This is a genomic window from Streptomyces sp. NBC_01431, from assembly GCF_036231355.1.
Lineage (GTDB): Bacteria > Actinomycetota > Actinomycetes > Streptomycetales > Streptomycetaceae > Streptomyces.
The window spans coordinates 5,851,100-5,865,794 of sequence record NZ_CP109496.1 but is presented as its reverse complement, the minus strand read 5'-3'; the positions used below and the strand labels follow the sequence as shown (position 1 = coordinate 5,865,794).

Sequence of the window (14,695 nt, the reverse complement as noted above, 5' to 3'; positions counted from 1 at the left end):
TGAATGGTCGACCGGGGGCGCCACCACTCCGGGAGCACCGCATGAAGATCTACAACCGCCCGTCCGCGCCCACCTGGGCCGACCTGTCGACGACCGACGTAGCCGCCGCCAAGACCTTCTACGGCGGGCTCTTCGGCTGGCAGGGCGCGGACGTGCCGATGAAGGAGGCGGGCGGATACGGGATGTTCCTGCTCGGCGACAGGTACGTCGGCGGGTACGGGCCGTGCATGGCGCCGGGGCAGCCGGTGGCCTGGCTGGCGTACTTCCAGGTCGAGTCCGCGGACGCGACGGCCGCGGCGGTGACGGGCAACGGCGGATCGATCGTCGCCGGCCCCATGGACGTCTTCGAGTCCGGCAGGCTCGCGGTGTTCGCCGACCCCGAGGGTGCGGTCTTCGGCGTCTGGCAGCCCAAGCAGCACCAGGGCTTCGGCGTCGTCGCCCGGCCGGACAGCATGTGCTGGTTCGAGCTGATGGTGCGCGACTCCGACCGGGCGAAGACGTTCTACCGGACGGTCTTCGGCTGGGTCGCGGACTCGGAGCCCTACGGCGGCTCCGAGTACACGGAGTGGCAGCTGGAGGGGGAGAGCTTCAGCGGCATGATGCGGATGAGCGACGACTTCCCGCCGGAGGTGCCGCCGCACTGGATGGTGTACGTCCAGGTCGAGGACTGCGACGCGGCGGCGGCGAAGGCGAAGGAACTGGGCGGCTCGGTCCACGTACCCCCCACGACGATCCCCCCGGGCCGCTTCGCCCTGCTGAGCGACCCGCAGGGCGGCCTGTTCTCGGTGATCGCCCTGAGTGGTCCCAGCCCCTCCGGCCTTTGAGGCGGGGCTGCGGGGCGGCGCCCGCACCGTCCGGGCCCGCATTGGCAGGTTCTGGCACACAACTCCCGCTCATTGGCAGGCCGTTGTAGAGTTGGGGCGTGCCTGGAAACAGCGCTTCGACCGATGGACAGCGTCGTCCGCGGGATGTGGTCGCGGACGGCCTCCGCGCTCTCATCTCCGGCGGGGAATTACGCGTCGGCGAGCGGATCCCGACCCAGGCGGAACTCGGCAGGCGGTTCGCCGTGCCGCGCGGCGCGGTCCGCGGCGCCGTTGAACTCCTGGAGCGGGAAGGCCTGATCAGGCGGGCCCAGCAGGGCACCCCGCCGACGGTCGCCCACCCCGCGACTGTGCCGACGCCGGCGACCGGGCGCCCCGTGCCCGAGCCGCGCCGCCATTCGCCGCGGCCGGCGGGGCTCTTCCTCGGCGAGCGGGTGGCGCAGTGCTTCCGCCAGGACGAGGTGACCATCGACGCGTACTGCCTCAACGGTGAGACGCTGGCCTCCGCGCTCGCGGGGCCGCTGGTCGCCATACAGGCCGAGGGCTCGGGCCCGCGCCGGGTGGCCGTCCGCATCCTGCTGCCCGCCGCGGAGGACTCGCTGGCCCTCCCCCAGGTGATCGGCGACCCGAGTAACGCCCGGCCGCGCGAGCGGCTGCGGATCACCAGCAACCACATCTACGGCTCGCTGCGCCATTCGCTGCGCATGCTCAAGGTCCGCGACCTGGTCCCGGACGTGACCGTCGAGGCCCGCAAGGTGTCGATCACCCCGACCCAGAAGGTCTACATCCTCAATGGCCGCGAGGTCCTGGCCGGCCACTACCAGGTGACGGAGCGGACGGTGGACCTCGACCGGAGCCCGATCGAGATCTACGACATGCTCGGCGTGGAGGGCATGCTCTTCCGCCACGCCGTGGTGGACGACGACCAGGTGACCCGCACCTACGTCGAGCAGACCCAGCAGTGGTTCGACTCGTTGTGGAACACCATCGCCCGCCCCATGGATCCCAACTGAGCGGACCCATGGACCCGGGCGCGTTCCGCGGGGTCAGGCCGCGGCGATCAGCAGGAACACCAGGAGCACGGCCGCCACGCACACCAGGTTGGTGCGCGGCGCGGACGGCACCGGCCGCGCCGGCTCGCGGCGCGCGCCGCCCTTCGCCAGCAGCACACCCAGTACCAGCACCAGCAGCCCGGACGGGCCGAGCAGGGGCATCAGTACGCCCGCGTTCGTCAGCAGTTCGAGGACGATCTGCACTCGGGTCTCCAGTCCCATGGAACACCTCCTCCGGTTGTCGCCGCCGCGGACCGCACCGTACTGACTGATGATTGGCACCCTCATTGGCCGGCGATTCTGTCCCTCCTTTCTACCCGGACTGAATGGCAGCCATCTATGGTCAACCGGCTGTATATCCGTCAACACATCTATACCAATGGGGAGTTGATCGACCATCAGGTCCAACCAACTGAGCAACTCGGGTAGTTGACCGGTCCTTGCAGCCATCTGTCGTGTCCTGACCGGGAGTTGTAGCCTCGCCGGGTGACGATCCACACCTCAGGGGCCGACCGGGGCCAGGCCGGGGAGAACCCCCGCTACCGGTTGGTCGCCGACGCACTGCGCCAGGACATCCAGAACGGGGTGCCGGCGCCCGGCGAGGCGCTGCCCACCCAGCAGCAGCTCATGCGCCGGTTCGGCTGTAGCCGCGGCACCGTGCAGACGGCGCTCCAGCTGCTGCGCGAGGAGGGCCTCCTGGAGGCCGGGGTGTCGGGCCGGGGCGCCCGAGTGGCCCGCCAGGCTGCCATCGGGCGGCCATTGGTCCACTACGTGTCCCGCGCCTTCGAGGCGCCCCACGTCTCGCTCGACGTCTGGTCGCTGCACACCGAGGAGCTGTCCCGGGTCGTCCAGGAGCAGGCCGAGCTGATCCGGCTCGGCGACCGGCCCGCCCCGCAGTCGATCCGGGTACGGGTCCTCGTACCGGACCTCGACACCCACCACCCCTACCCGCGCCACGTCGAGGACCCCCTTGACCTGCGCCCGCTGCGGCGGCTGCGCCGAGTCGTGCGGATGTACGCGGAGGCGCTGCACCACTCGCTCACCCAGCTGGCCGAGGAAGGCAAGGTCGCCTCGGTCTCGGTGGAGATCCGGGGGCTGCCGACGGTGCCCGGCGAGAAGCGGTACCTCATCAACGGCACACAGATGCTGACCGGCTACTACTCGCTGCGCACGACCCGCATCCTGGTCGACGACGCCTCCATAGAGGTACTGGAGCTGCACAGCGACACCCTGTTCCCGGCGGCCCTGGAGGGGAACGGCGCCCGGTCTCTGGAGCGCGCGGAGTTCCAGCAGGTGCAGGCCTGGTTCAACTCCCGCTGGGACATGGTGGCGCAGCCGCTGCGGCTCCTCGACGACTAGCGCGCGATTTGGCGTGCCAGCGGTATGGCGACAGGTGTGCCAGGGGTGAGTCAGGAGCGGCAACCGGACGAAATGCGCCGCTCCACGTGCGCCGCACTCCCCCACCCACGATGCTGGTTCCGTGATGGACGAGACGGAGTTCTGGGAGATCGTAGACAGCACTCGCGAGGCCGCCGACGGCGACCCCGAGGAGCAGGCCGAGCTGCTCGTGGAGCGGCTGCTCCAGCTCGACCCCGACTCCGTGCTCGACTTCGCGCGCCACTTCGAGGCGCGCTACAACCGCGCCTACCACTGGGACCTGTGGGGCGCGGCGGCCGTGCTGCTCGGCGGGGCCAGCGACGACGCCTTCGACTACTTCCGCTGCTGGCTCATCGGCCAGGGCCGCGAGGTCTTCGAGGGCGCGATCCACGACCCGGACGCGCTGGCCGATCTCCTCGGCGAGTTCGACGAGGAGATCGACGGCGACGGGGAGGAGCTCGGCTACGCGGCGGACGAGGCGTACGAGCAGCTCACCGGTGTCGTGGCGCCGGATCTCGGCATCCCGCCACAGCCCCCGGAGCCGCACGGGACCCCGCTGGACTTCGAGGACGAGTCCGCGCTCGCGTCCCGCTTCCCCCGGCTGTGGGAGCGCTTCGGGACGGGGTGAGCGCACCGCGCGTGCGGCCGGGGGGTCAGAAGTGCGTGCCGCCGTCGACGCGGATCTCGGTGCCGGTGATGAAGCGGCCGTCGTCGCAGGCCAGCATCGCGACCACCGACGCCACCGTCTCCGGGCCCGCGAAGCCCTGGCCGATGGCGGGGGCGAGCTTCATGAAGAGCGACATGTCGGCGTCCGCGGGCAGGCCGGGGCCCACGCTGGAGCGGGAGGCGCCGGTGCCGTCGGTCATGCCGGAGGAGATCGAGCCGGGCTGCACGGCGGTGAAGCGGATGCCCTGCTTGGCGTACTCGGCGGCGAGCGCGTGCGTCATCGACTGGATGCCGCCCTTGCTGGCCGCGTAGGCCGCCATGTACGGGTGGGCGAACGCGGCGGAGGTGGAGCTGAAGTTGACGACTGCCGCGCCGTCGCCTTCGAGCAGCGCCGGGATCGCCTCGCGGATCATCAGGAAGGTGCCGGTCAGATTGACCGCGATGATCTTGTTGAAGTCGGCGAGGCTCGTCTCGTGGGTGTGCGAGGAGCGCAGGATGCCGGCCGCGTTGACCAGCACGTCCAGTCCGCCGAGCGCGCCGACGGCGGCGGCGACGCCCGCGCGCACCGAGTCCTCGTCCGCTATGTCGAGGACGAGGGTGGTGAGCCGCCCGAGGCCGGCTCCGGCCTTGTCCGCGGTGTCCTTCAGACCCGCCTCGCTGACGTCCGCGGCGACCACGTGGCCGCCCTCGGCGAGCAGCCGCAGCACGGTGGCCTGCCCGATGCCCGAGCCGCCGCCGGTGATCAGGGCACGGCGGCCTTCGTAGCGTTGGGTGAGGGTGATCGCGCTCATCGCGGTCCAGCTTTCTTCGTGGTGGATTTCTTCGGTCCGGACTTGTTCGGTGCGGACTGGGTGCGGACGACGTCGAGGGGAGGAGGCCCAGGAAGACGACGACGGCGACGACGTACACGGTACGCCCGAGTGGCACGATTTGCCATAGCGTCATTGCGTGCAGCCACCGAGGTCGCGGGCGTACGCTGGCGAAGTGACTCAGCCCCCGAGCCGGCCTGCCGCAAACCCGCCCTCCCTGACCGAGCGCCGCAAGGCCGCGACCCAGCTCGACATCGCCCGCGCCGCCGCCGCGCTCTTCGCCGAGCACGGGCCCGACGGCACCACCGCCGAGGCCATCGCCCGGCACGCCGGGGTCGCGCTGCGCACCTTCTACCGGTACTTCCGCTCCAAACAGGACGCGGTGGGCCCGCTGCTCTCCGGCGGCGCCGAGCGCTGGCGGGCGCTGCTCGAAGCCGCCGAACCGGGCAAACTGGCCAAGACCCTGGAAGTCGCGGTCGGCCAGGCGCTCTCGGTGCCCGACGCCGCCACCGCCGAGCAGTTCACCTGGACCCGCGGGCTGCTGCGCGCGGCCGGGCACGACCCGGCGCTGCGCGCGGTCTGGTACCGGGTGAACCAGGACTCCGAGGAGCGCCTGCTGCCCGTGCTCGCCCGCCTGGCCGGGCCGGGCGCCGACCCCCTGGAGGTGCGCCTCGCCGCGGCCGCGGCCACCGACGCCATCCGGGTGGCCCTGGAGGCGTGGGCCGGCACCGACGCGCCCGCCTCGGGGCCGGGCTCCCCCGCCGAACTCGCCGTGCGCTGCCTGCGCGAACTCACCGGCGGCATGCGCCTGTTGGCCCGTTGAGGCCGCCCGCGTACGCGCTTACGCGTCGAGCCAGGCGAGCGCCGCCGTGGTCAGGGCGGTGACGCCGGTGGTCAGGGTGGGTTCCACCAGCGGGGCGAAGAAGGGCGAGTGGTTGGACGGGATGTCCCGGTCACGGGTGCCCGCGGCGAACGCGGCACCGAACTCCTCGGCCTCCACTCCCCCGAACAGCCAGTAGCAGACCGGGACTTGGGCCTCGGTGCCGAACAGGCCGACGTCCTCGCTGCCGGTCACGGGACCCGGATCGATCACCTTGTCGGCACCGATGACCGCGCCGACGGCGGCCATCGTCCGCGCGAGGGCGTCCGCGTCGTTGACGAGCACCGGGAAGGAGTCGATCTCCGTGATGTCGGGCTCGCGCTCGGCCCCGGCGACGACCGCCTCACCGCGCACGATCCGCTCGACGGCGCCGAGCACCTTGGTGCGCACCTCGTCCTTGTACGTACGGATGTTGAGCTTCAGCTCGGCCTCGTCCGGGATGATGTTGTCCTTGGTTCCGGCGTTCAGCGCGCCGACCGTGACCACGGCCGTCTCACCGGCCGGGACCTCCCGGGACACGACCGTCTGGAGCCGCAGCACGGTCGACGCGGCCATCACCACCGGGTCGACGGAGGCCTCGGGCCGCGAACCGTGCGCGCCCCTCCCGTACATGACGACCTTGAGCGCGTCGGTGGCGGCGAAGGCGGGTCCCGCGTGCGCGCCGATCATTCCGGCGGGGAACGGCGCCACGTGCTGGCCGAGCACGATGTCCGGGGTGCCGAACCGCTCGTAGAACCCGTCGTCGAGCATGGCCCGCGCGCCCTGCCCGATCTCCTCGGCCGGCTGGAACACCCCGAGGACCGTGCCGCTCCACAGCGAGCGGGCCTCGGCGAGCAGCCCGAGCGCGCCGAGCAGGCAGGTGACGTGCATGTCGTGGCCGCACGCGTGCATGACGCCTTCGGCGGTGGAGGCGTAGTCGAGTCCGGTCCGCTCGCGCACCGGCAGCGCGTCGAAGTCGGCCCGCAGCAGCACGGTGGGTCCGGGCCCGTTGGCGAGGACGGCCACGACGCCCGTGCGCCCGACGCCGGTGGTCACGTCGTACCCCAACTCCCCTGCCCTGCAGGCGACTTCGGCCGCCGTACGGTGCTCGGCGAAGGAGAGCTCGGGGTGGGCGTGGAGATCGCGGTAGAGGGCGGCGAGATCGTCGCGGATGGCGTCGAGCCCCCGCAGTGCGGTCGTGGCGGCCTCCGCGGCCGCCTTGGCCGATGCCGTGTACTCGGGCACGCTGCCCACCTTTCGGATGCGGAACGGTTTCCAGGTCGACCGAGCGGGGAGCGCCCCACCGAGACTTCTCAGTCGAGCAGCGAACGCCCCATGAGGACGTCGTCGACGTACGCGCCGTCGAGGAGGAACTCGCCGGGCAGTACGCCCTCGACGGCGAAGCCCTCCGATTCGTACAGGGCGCGTGCCGGGGCGTTGTGGCCGAGGACGCGCAGGGTGATGCGGGTCGCGCCCTGGCGGCGGCAGGCCTCGTACGCACCGCGCAGCAGCGCGCGCCCGACGCCCCGGCCGCGCGTGGATTCGGCCACTTCAAGGCCCTGGACCTGCCGTACGTGCCGGTTGCAGGCGAGTGGGGTGGGCGCAGCCACCCGGATGTACCCCGCTACCGCACCGTCGACCTCGGCGACGAGGAAGTCGGCGGGCTGGTGCCGGTCGTCGAAGAAGGGCTCGTACGGCGGCACCGGGCGCGGCGCCACGGCGTGCAGCGGCGACCAGACCTCGCGGGTGAGCACACTGAGCGCGTCGTCGTCGGCGGGCAGGGCGGTGCGTATGAGGAGAGCGGGCACGGCGGTGGGCTGGGCGTACGACTCGGACATGGAGCCACTGTGCCACGGGGGCCGCGAGGCGCAAGGATGGTTTCCATGAAGATCGCGGTGACGGGCTCGACAGGACTGATCGGTACGGCGCTGGTGCGCTCGCTGCGCTCGGACGGGCACGAGGTGGTACGTCTGGTACGCCACCGTCCGGCCGCGCCGGACGAGATCGCATGGGATCCCGTACGCCAGCACGTGGACACGGCGGGGCTCGTCGGCTGCGAGGCGGTGGTGCATCTGGCCGGGGCGGGCATCGGCGATCATCGCTGGACCGAGGCGTACAAGAAGGAACTGCGGGACAGCAGGGTGCTCGGCACGGCCGCGATCGCGGAGGCGGTGGCCTCGCTCGACAGCCCGCCGCGGGTGCTCGTGTCCGGCTCGGCGATCGGCTACTACGGCGACACCGGCGACCGCGCGGTGGACGAGTCGGCGCCGCCGGGCGACGGCTTCCTCGCGTCGCTGTGCGTGCAGTGGGAGGAAGCCGCCGCGCCGGCGGCGGAGGCGGGCATCCGCACGGCGTTCGCCCGGACGGGGCTGGTGGTGGCCCGCCAGGGCGGCGCCTGGGCCAGGCTGTTCCCGCTGTTCCGGGCAGGCCTGGGAGGCCGCCTGGGCGACGGCAGCCAGTACTGGTCCTTCATCGCCCTCCACGACGAGGTGGCGGCGCTGCGGTTCGTGATCGATACGGAGTCGATCTCCGGCCCGGTGAACCTGACCGCCCCCGAGCCGGTGACCAACCGCGAGGTGACGGCGGCGATGTCCCGGGTCCTGCACCGCCCGGCCCTGCTGCCCGTCCCGGCCCCCGCGATCCGGCTGGCGCTCGGCGAGCTCGCACAGGACGTCCTGTCGAGCCAACGCGTCGTACCCCGCCAACTGCTGTCGGCGGGTTTCAGGTTCGCGTTCCCGGGGGTGGACGAGGCGATTGGGGCGGCGGCGCGGTAGGGGCCCGGGGCGGAGCCGGGCCGTGCCACCTCGCGCGGCGAGCGGCGCACGGGCGGGTGGGCGAACACCCTCCCCGGAGGGCCACCGTGCGCCCGTATGCCCCCATGCGCGGACCCCCCGCCCCCGCCCGGCATCCCTACTCTCTCCTCGAACTCCGGCATTCCGTGGGCCAGTTGGGGGCATGAGGCCTCCACCTGCCGCGCCTACCTCGGGGAGGGCCACGTGCTCAGCACCGCACACCATGCGGACGTACTCATCGTGGGGGCCGGGCTCGCGGGCCTGTCAGCCGCCCATCGGCTGACCGGCGCGGGAGTCACGGTCAGCGTTCTGGAGGCGGCCCCTTCCGTGGGCGGCCGCATGTCGACCGGCTCCGTCGACGGCTTCCGGCTCGACCGGATCGGGCAGCTGCTCTCGACCTCGTACCCGGAACTGACCCGCACCCCCGGCCTGGAGGACCTGCCGCTGCGACCGTTCGCACCGGGCGTCCTCGTGCACAGCGAGGGCCGGCACTACCGGGCAGGCGCGACAGGGAGCGCAAGGGGCGCGCTGGCCGCCGCGCGCGCCCGAGCGAGCGCCCCCCGGGGCACGGTCACCCCGCTCGGCGGCGCCCTGGATCAGGCCCGGCTCGGCAAGGCGCTGGCCCGGCTGGCAGCGACCTCCGTCGAGCGGATCACCGCCCGGCCCGAACTCCCCATCGGACAGGCCCTGTTGGGCCGGGGCCTGCCCGTCCGGACGCTGGACGGCTTCGTCCGCCCGTTGCTGTCCGCGCTGCTCTGCGACCCGGACCTGACCACGTCGAGCCGGTGCGCCGACCTCGCGCTGCGTGGCTTCGCCCGCGGGCGGCTGTGCGTTCCGGCGGGCGGCGCGGCCACGCTGCCCGAACTCCTCGCGAACGCCCTGCCGCCCGGCACCGTACGTACCGGCGTGAAGGTCACGTCCGTCGCCACCACCTCGGTCACCACCGCCGACCACGGCGTGCTCGGCTGCCGCTCGCTGCTCCTGGCCACCGACGCGCCCGCGGCCGCCGAGCTCCTGCCCGGCCTGCGGGTGCCCGCCTTCCACCCGCTCACCGTGCTGCACCACACCGCCCCCGAGTCCCCGCTGGCCGACCCGGCGCTGCTCCTGGACGCGGACCGCAGCGGGCCGGTGGCGTACAGCTCGGTGATGAGCGAGGTCGACCCGAGCCGGGCGCCGCGCGGCCGCGCCCTGATCACCTCGACCGTGCTCGGCACTCCGCCCGACGACGTCGCGGACGCGGTACGCCGCCAACTGGCGCGCCTGTACGCGACGTCCACCGCCGACTGGGAGCTGCTCGCCGTGCACCACACCCCGCAGGCCGTGCCCTCGATGGCCGCCCCGCACGATCTGCGCCGCCCGGTCCGCCTGCTCGCGGGCCTGTACGTGTGCGGCGACCACCGGGACACCAGCACCGTCCAGGGCGCCCTGTACTCGGGCCGCCGCGCCGCCGAGGCGATCCTCACCGACCTAGGCGTACAGGACTGGCACGCGGCACCGGAGGTGATCCACAAGGCGGCCTGACCGGTCGCCTCCTCAGCCCAACGCGGCCACCCGGTCCCGGTAGTTGCGCACCGCGGCCGCGTCCCGGTACGGCTCCAGGCGACGCTCGAAGTCGCGTACGTACTCCACCGCGCGGGCCGACCGCATCTCGCTGGCCTGCTGGGCCGCCTCCGCACCCAGCGCGCACGCCTGGTCGAGCTCGCCGAGGCCGAGCCGGGCCGTGGCGAGCACGACCCGGCAGAACAGCCGGGAGCGGGCGTAGCCGGGGGCACGCAGTTGCAGCGAGCGCTCGGCGTGCTGGGCGGACGCGCGGTACTGCTGGAGGTCGCGGTGGGCGTGGCCGAACTCGTCGGCCAGCTGCGCCTCGTCGAAGAAGCGCGCCCAGTGCGGCACGTCGTCGCCGGGCCTGGCGCTCTCCAGCGCCCGTTCGGCCCGCACCAGCGAGGCGGTGCACGCCCGCACCTCCCCGAGCACCCCGTGCCCGCGCGCCTCCACCGCGTTGAGCAGCGACTGCACCACGGGCGGCGCCGCGGCCCCGACCCCCTGCTGGGCGACCCGGGCCAGCTGGACCGCCTCCCTCCCGTGCCCGAGGTAGACGGCCTGCCGGCTCATCGTGACCAGCACGTAAGAGCCGTAGGCCCGGTCGCCCGCCGCCTGGGACAGCCGCAGCGCCTGCACGAAGTACCGCTGGGCGAGCCCGTGGGCGGCGATGTCGTACGAGGTCCAGCCGGCCAGTCTGGTCAGGTCCGCGGCGGCCGCGAAGAGCCTGCGTCCCACGTTCTCGCCGTAGGTGCCGCGCAGCATCGGCTCGGCCTCGTGTTCCAGATAGCGCACCAGCGCCTGCCGGGCGTGCCCGCCGCCGTAGGCGTGGTCCAGGGTGCGGAACAGTTCGGCGACCGAGCGCAGCGCCGCGATGTCGCCGCCGGTCACGCGCTGGCCGGGGCCGCGATCGGTGGTCCGCTGGCGGGGTACGGACGGGCGGCCCTGGGCCGGAATGCGCGTCACGTTGCCCTGCGGGGTGGGATCTCCCCGCCCCACGCGGTCGTCGGGGCGCCCGATCAGCCAGTCCCGGCTGGGGACGACCAGGCCTGCCGGGGTGAACGCGATCTTGCGCAGTTCGGCGTGGCTGCCCGAGTCCTTGCGCCACAGGCCGCTGACGATGTCGACGGCCTCCTCCGGTGTCGCCGCGAATTCAAGCCCCGCGTACACCGGGGCGCACGCGTCCAGCCCGAGGTCCTGTGCGGAGAGCCGGCGTCCCAGGCGCCGGGTGAACACCTCGGCGATCAGTGCGGGCGTGGTGCCGCGCGGTTGCTGCCCGCGCAGCCACCGGGTCACCGACGTCTTGTCGTAGCGCAGGTCCAGGCCGTGCTCAAGACCGAGCTGGTCAACGCGGCGGGCCAGCCCGGCATTGGAGAACCCGGCTTCTGCGATGAGTGCGGCGAGCTGGCGGTTGGGGGTGCGCTGCGAGGGTCGTTCCGTCATCAGCTCTGCGTTCTCCTGCCTTCCGGGCCAAGCTTGCAGCCCTCATGGAACGGCGAGAATTTAGCGGTCAATACGGCCGGTGCCGCCACCTTCGCCCCGCATTCATCCGATCGTGTGGTGACGTGCCGTTTCTGCCGGCTCCGGGGGCGTGCCGGGGCGGTCGAACAGGGTCGTACAGTGAGGGAGGGCGCGCACCTGATTGCGTACGGGAAGTTCGACAGGGGAGCTGGCGTGAACGAGCTGCGATTTGTCCGGCTGGGATTCGGCGAGGACGCGGTCGACTACCAGGAGGCCTGGGACGAGCAGCGCCGGGTGCACGCGGCCCGGTTCACCGACGAGATTCCGGACACCTGCCTGCTGGTCGAGCACCCCCCGGTCTACACGGCCGGCCGACGCACCGCGGACAGCGAGCGCCCCCTGGACGGCACTCCGGTCATCGACGTCGACCGCGGCGGCAAGATCACCTGGCACGGTCCGGGCCAGCTCGTCGGCTACCCGATCCAGAAGCTGCCCCGCCCGGTGGACGTCGTCGCGCACGTGCGCCGTCTCGAAGAGGCCCTGATCCGCACCGCCGCCGACTTCGGCCTGGAGACCACCCGCGTCGAGGGCCGCAGCGGCGTGTGGGTGCTCGGCGACCCGGTGGAGCAGCGCCCGAGGCTCGGCGGGCTCTCGCTGGACTTCGACCCGCGGCTGAACGACGACGAGTTCGACGCCCGGCTCAACGGCCCCGAGTACGCGCCCTCCAACGCCGGCCAGCGCCGCGAGGACCGCAAGCTGGCGGCGATCGGCATCCGCGTCGCCAAGGGCGTCACGATGCACGGCTTCTCGTTGAACGTGAACCCGGACAACACCTGGTTCGACCGGATCGTCCCGTGCGGGATCCGCGACGCCGGTGTGACCTCGCTCTCGTACGAGCTGGGCCGCGAGGTGACCATCGCCGAGGTGCTGCCGGTGGCCGAGAAGCACCTGCGCGACGTCCTGGAGAACGCCGAACTCGCGCCGCGGGAGATCGAGCGGGCCTCGGCCTGAGGGAATGCCCCGCGGCCCAGCCGGGTTGCCCCTGGCGGGAGCCGCACCTCACCCAGTAATTAACGGGCGTACCCTGGTGTTCGCCGAAGAATCGAAGTCATAGGGAGCCGGACGTGTCCGCAGTCGCACCCGACGGACGCAAGATGCTGCGCCTGGAGGTCCGGAACAGCCAGACCCCCATCGAGCGCAAGCCCGAGTGGATCAAGACCCGGGCGAAGATGGGTCCCGAGTACAACCAGCTGCAGAAACTCGTCAAGAGCGAGGGACTGCACACGGTCTGCCAGGAGGCGGGCTGTCCCAACATCTTCGAGTGCTGGGAAGACCGTGAGGCGACCTTCCTCATCGGCGGCGACCAGTGCACCCGGCGCTGCGACTTCTGCCAGATCGACACGGGCAAGCCCGAGGCGCTCGACCGCGACGAGCCCCGCCGCGTCGGCGAGTCGGTCGTCACGATGGACCTGAACTACGCGACCATCACCGGCGTCGCCCGCGACGACCTCTCGGACGGCGGTGCCTGGCTGTACGCGGAGACCGTGCGCCAGATCCACGCGCAGACGGCGGACCGCGCCGAGGGCCGCACCAAGGTCGAGCTCCTGGCCCCCGACTTCAACGCGGTCCCCGAGCAGCTGGAAGAGGTCTTCTCCGCCCGCCCGGAGGTCTTCGCGCACAACGTCGAGACGGTGCCGCGGATCTTCAAGCGGATCCGCCCCGGTTTCCGTTACGAGCGCTCCCTCGACGTGATCACCAAGGCCCGCGACTACGGCCTGATCACCAAGTCGAACCTGATCCTCGGCATGGGCGAGACCCGCGAGGAGGTCAGCGAGGCGCTCCAGCACCTGCACGACGCGGGTTGCGAGCTCATCACGATCACCCAGTACCTGCGTCCCTCCGTGCGCCACCACCCCGTCGAGCGCTGGGTGAAGCCGCAGGAGTTCGTGGAGCTGAAGGAGGAGGCCGACGAGATCGGATTCTCCGGTGTGATGTCGGGCCCGCTGGTCCGCTCCTCCTACCGTGCGGGCCGGCTGTACCAGCAGGCGATGGAAGCCCGGAGCGCCGCCACCGCGTGAGGCGACAGCGCGCGTGAATCCGCTCACAAGCGGCTACTGATCAGTAATGGCCGATATGACGCGGCTCGTACCTCCCCCGCAGGTCGGGGGCGCGTACGGGCCGCGTCAGTCTTTTGCCCGTACGTATCAATGTTTCATTGGCGTTTGACCGCTCGGACACGCCCTGGTAACACCAATCAGTGACGATGGCTTTACGCACCGCGCATGCCCCCACGCCCACCGCCCGTTCCCTGACTTCCCGTCCCGAGGGGGGACCACGACGATGCAGGTCGCAACGACACCGCAGACCGTGCGAGCCAACACGCTTCCGACCGTCACCGGCGCCCTGCGCGCCATGGAGTCGCTCATCATGGGCTCCGGCCAGCGCACCGCCCGCCGCAACGCCTGGACCGCGGTCCTGGAGGACCGGCGGCGGGCCAAGGACCGGGTCGAGGCACAGCACGTACTGGAGGCCGTGGCCACCCGCCCCTCCTAGGCCACGTAAACTTCCTGGTATGGCGAGGAAGGCAACCGCAGAGAGCGCTGCGAACGACGCGAATCCGGGGCGACTGAAGCAGATCGCCCTCACCTACAAGATGACCCGCAAGGCCGATTCCAAGATCGGACTTGTCATCGCGGGCGTGGGAATCGTCACCATCGGTGTCTTCCTCGCGATCGGTTTCTTGCTCGGGCACCCGGTGTACCTGGGCATTCTGGGCCTCTTGGCGGCCCTGCTCGCGATGGCGATCGTTTTCGGACGGCGTGCCGAGCGGGCGGCCTTCGGTCAGATGGAGGGCCAGCCGGGTGCGGCCGCGGCCGTGCTCCAGAACATCGGGCGAGGCTGGACCACCACTCCGGCCGTGGCGATGAACCGCAGCCAGGACGTCGTGCACCGCGCCGTCGGCCGGGCCGGCGTCGTCCTGGTGGCCGAGGGCAACCCGAACCGGGTGAAGTCCCTGCTGGCCGCCGAGAAGAAGAAGATGGCGCGCATCGTGGTGGACGTCCCCGTCCACGACGTGATCGTCGGCGACGGCGAGGGCCAGGTGCCGCTGAAGAAGGTGCGCACCACCCTCCTCAAGCTGCCCCGCGTGCTGTCGGGACCGCAGGTGACCGCGGCCAACGACCGGCTGCGCGCCATGGGCGACCTGATGAGCAACATGCCGCTGCCGAAGGGTCCGATGCCCAAGGGCATGCGGATGCCGCGCGGCGGAAAGACCCGCTGACCCTCCTGCTCGCACCTCCTGCTCGTACGCATACGAAGG

At 72.1% G+C, this 14,695-nt stretch carries 16 protein-coding genes; 11 read left to right on the top strand and 5 right to left on the bottom strand.

The window, feature by feature from the left end; all coding sequences use genetic code 11:
* The first annotated feature begins 41 nt into the window (after positions 1 to 41).
* Together OG522_RS26775 and OG522_RS26770 are read left to right on the top strand one after the other, a co-directional pair.
* Positions 42 to 824 carry a VOC family protein gene (locus tag OG522_RS26775; protein ID WP_329465551.1) on the top strand — a complete coding sequence of 261 codons (783 nt, stop codon included), beginning with the start codon at positions 42 to 44 and terminating at the stop codon, positions 822 to 824.
* A 98-nt stretch (positions 825 to 922) separates the two neighbouring features.
* A complete protein-coding gene (locus OG522_RS26770) occupies positions 923 to 1,834 on the top strand; it encodes a FadR/GntR family transcriptional regulator (protein ID WP_329465550.1) in 912 nt (303 codons plus the stop codon).
* Positions 1,835 to 1,867: 33 nt separating this feature from the next.
* Here OG522_RS26770 and OG522_RS26765 read toward each other — a convergent pair whose 3' ends face one another.
* Positions 1,868 to 2,095: a hypothetical protein gene (locus OG522_RS26765; protein WP_329465549.1), complete on the bottom strand. Its 228-nt coding sequence runs from the start codon at positions 2,093 to 2,095 to the stop codon at positions 1,868 to 1,870.
* Positions 2,096 to 2,359: 264 nt separating this feature from the next.
* On the opposite strand from OG522_RS26765, the gene OG522_RS26760 reads away from it, so the two are divergent.
* Positions 2,360 to 3,232, top strand: coding sequence for a winged helix-turn-helix domain-containing protein (locus OG522_RS26760; protein ID WP_329465548.1), 873 nt, complete (start codon positions 2,360 to 2,362; stop codon positions 3,230 to 3,232).
* 124 nt (positions 3,233 to 3,356) lie between these two features.
* A complete protein-coding gene (locus tag OG522_RS26755; RefSeq protein ID WP_329467751.1) occupies positions 3,357 to 3,878 on the top strand; it encodes a DUF4240 domain-containing protein in 522 nt (173 codons plus the stop codon).
* Between the two features lie 25 nt (positions 3,879 to 3,903).
* On the opposite strand, the gene OG522_RS26750 is transcribed toward OG522_RS26755, so the two are convergent.
* Complete coding sequence (locus OG522_RS26750) at positions 3,904 to 4,707, bottom strand: SDR family NAD(P)-dependent oxidoreductase (RefSeq protein ID WP_329465547.1); 804 nt, start codon at positions 4,705 to 4,707, stop codon at positions 3,904 to 3,906.
* A gap of 193 nt (positions 4,708 to 4,900) precedes the next feature.
* Between OG522_RS26750 and OG522_RS26745 the strand changes: the two genes are divergently transcribed.
* Entirely contained in the window at positions 4,901 to 5,548 is a 648-nt protein-coding gene (locus tag OG522_RS26745; RefSeq protein ID WP_329465546.1) for a TetR/AcrR family transcriptional regulator, read from the top strand.
* Positions 5,549 to 5,566: 18 nt separating this feature from the next.
* Here the strand turns inward: OG522_RS26745 and OG522_RS26740 are convergent, their stop codons facing one another.
* On the bottom strand, positions 5,567 to 6,829 hold the full coding sequence (locus OG522_RS26740) for an amidohydrolase (protein WP_443074755.1): 1,263 nt from the start codon (positions 6,827 to 6,829) through the stop codon (positions 5,567 to 5,569).
* A 68-nt stretch (positions 6,830 to 6,897) separates the two neighbouring features.
* Positions 6,898 to 7,422, bottom strand: coding sequence for a GNAT family N-acetyltransferase (locus OG522_RS26735; RefSeq protein ID WP_329465545.1), 525 nt, complete (start codon positions 7,420 to 7,422; stop codon positions 6,898 to 6,900).
* A 36-nt stretch (positions 7,423 to 7,458) separates the two neighbouring features.
* Between OG522_RS26735 and OG522_RS26730 the strand changes: the two genes are divergently transcribed.
* Positions 7,459 to 8,358 (top strand): TIGR01777 family oxidoreductase, encoded by a 900-nt coding sequence (locus OG522_RS26730; protein WP_329465544.1) that lies wholly within the window; start codon positions 7,459 to 7,461, stop codon positions 8,356 to 8,358.
* A 222-nt stretch (positions 8,359 to 8,580) separates the two neighbouring features.
* Positions 8,581 to 9,897: an NAD(P)/FAD-dependent oxidoreductase gene (locus OG522_RS26725; protein WP_329465543.1), complete on the top strand. Its 1,317-nt coding sequence runs from the start codon at positions 8,581 to 8,583 to the stop codon at positions 9,895 to 9,897.
* 12 nt (positions 9,898 to 9,909) lie between these two features.
* Here the strand turns inward: OG522_RS26725 and OG522_RS26720 are convergent, their stop codons facing one another.
* On the bottom strand, positions 9,910 to 11,358 hold the full coding sequence (locus tag OG522_RS26720; protein ID WP_329465542.1) for a regulator: 1,449 nt from the start codon (positions 11,356 to 11,358) through the stop codon (positions 9,910 to 9,912).
* Positions 11,359 to 11,589: 231 nt separating this feature from the next.
* On the opposite strand from OG522_RS26720, the gene lipB reads away from it, so the two are divergent.
* The 4 genes from lipB (at position 11,590) to OG522_RS26700 (ending at position 14,656) form a co-directional block, all read left to right on the top strand.
* Positions 11,590 to 12,387 (top strand): lipoyl(octanoyl) transferase LipB, encoded by a 798-nt coding sequence (lipB, locus tag OG522_RS26715; RefSeq protein WP_329465541.1) that lies wholly within the window; start codon positions 11,590 to 11,592, stop codon positions 12,385 to 12,387.
* Between the two features lie 113 nt (positions 12,388 to 12,500).
* Complete coding sequence (gene lipA, locus OG522_RS26710; RefSeq protein WP_329465540.1) at positions 12,501 to 13,454, top strand: lipoyl synthase; 954 nt, start codon at positions 12,501 to 12,503, stop codon at positions 13,452 to 13,454.
* Positions 13,455 to 13,716: 262 nt separating this feature from the next.
* On the top strand, positions 13,717 to 13,929 hold the full coding sequence (locus OG522_RS26705) for an SCO2195 family GlnR-regulated protein (RefSeq protein ID WP_329465539.1): 213 nt from the start codon (positions 13,717 to 13,719) through the stop codon (positions 13,927 to 13,929).
* A gap of 19 nt (positions 13,930 to 13,948) precedes the next feature.
* On the top strand, positions 13,949 to 14,656 hold the full coding sequence (locus OG522_RS26700) for a DUF4191 domain-containing protein (protein ID WP_329465538.1): 708 nt from the start codon (positions 13,949 to 13,951) through the stop codon (positions 14,654 to 14,656).
* Positions 14,657 to 14,695 lie beyond the last annotated feature (39 nt).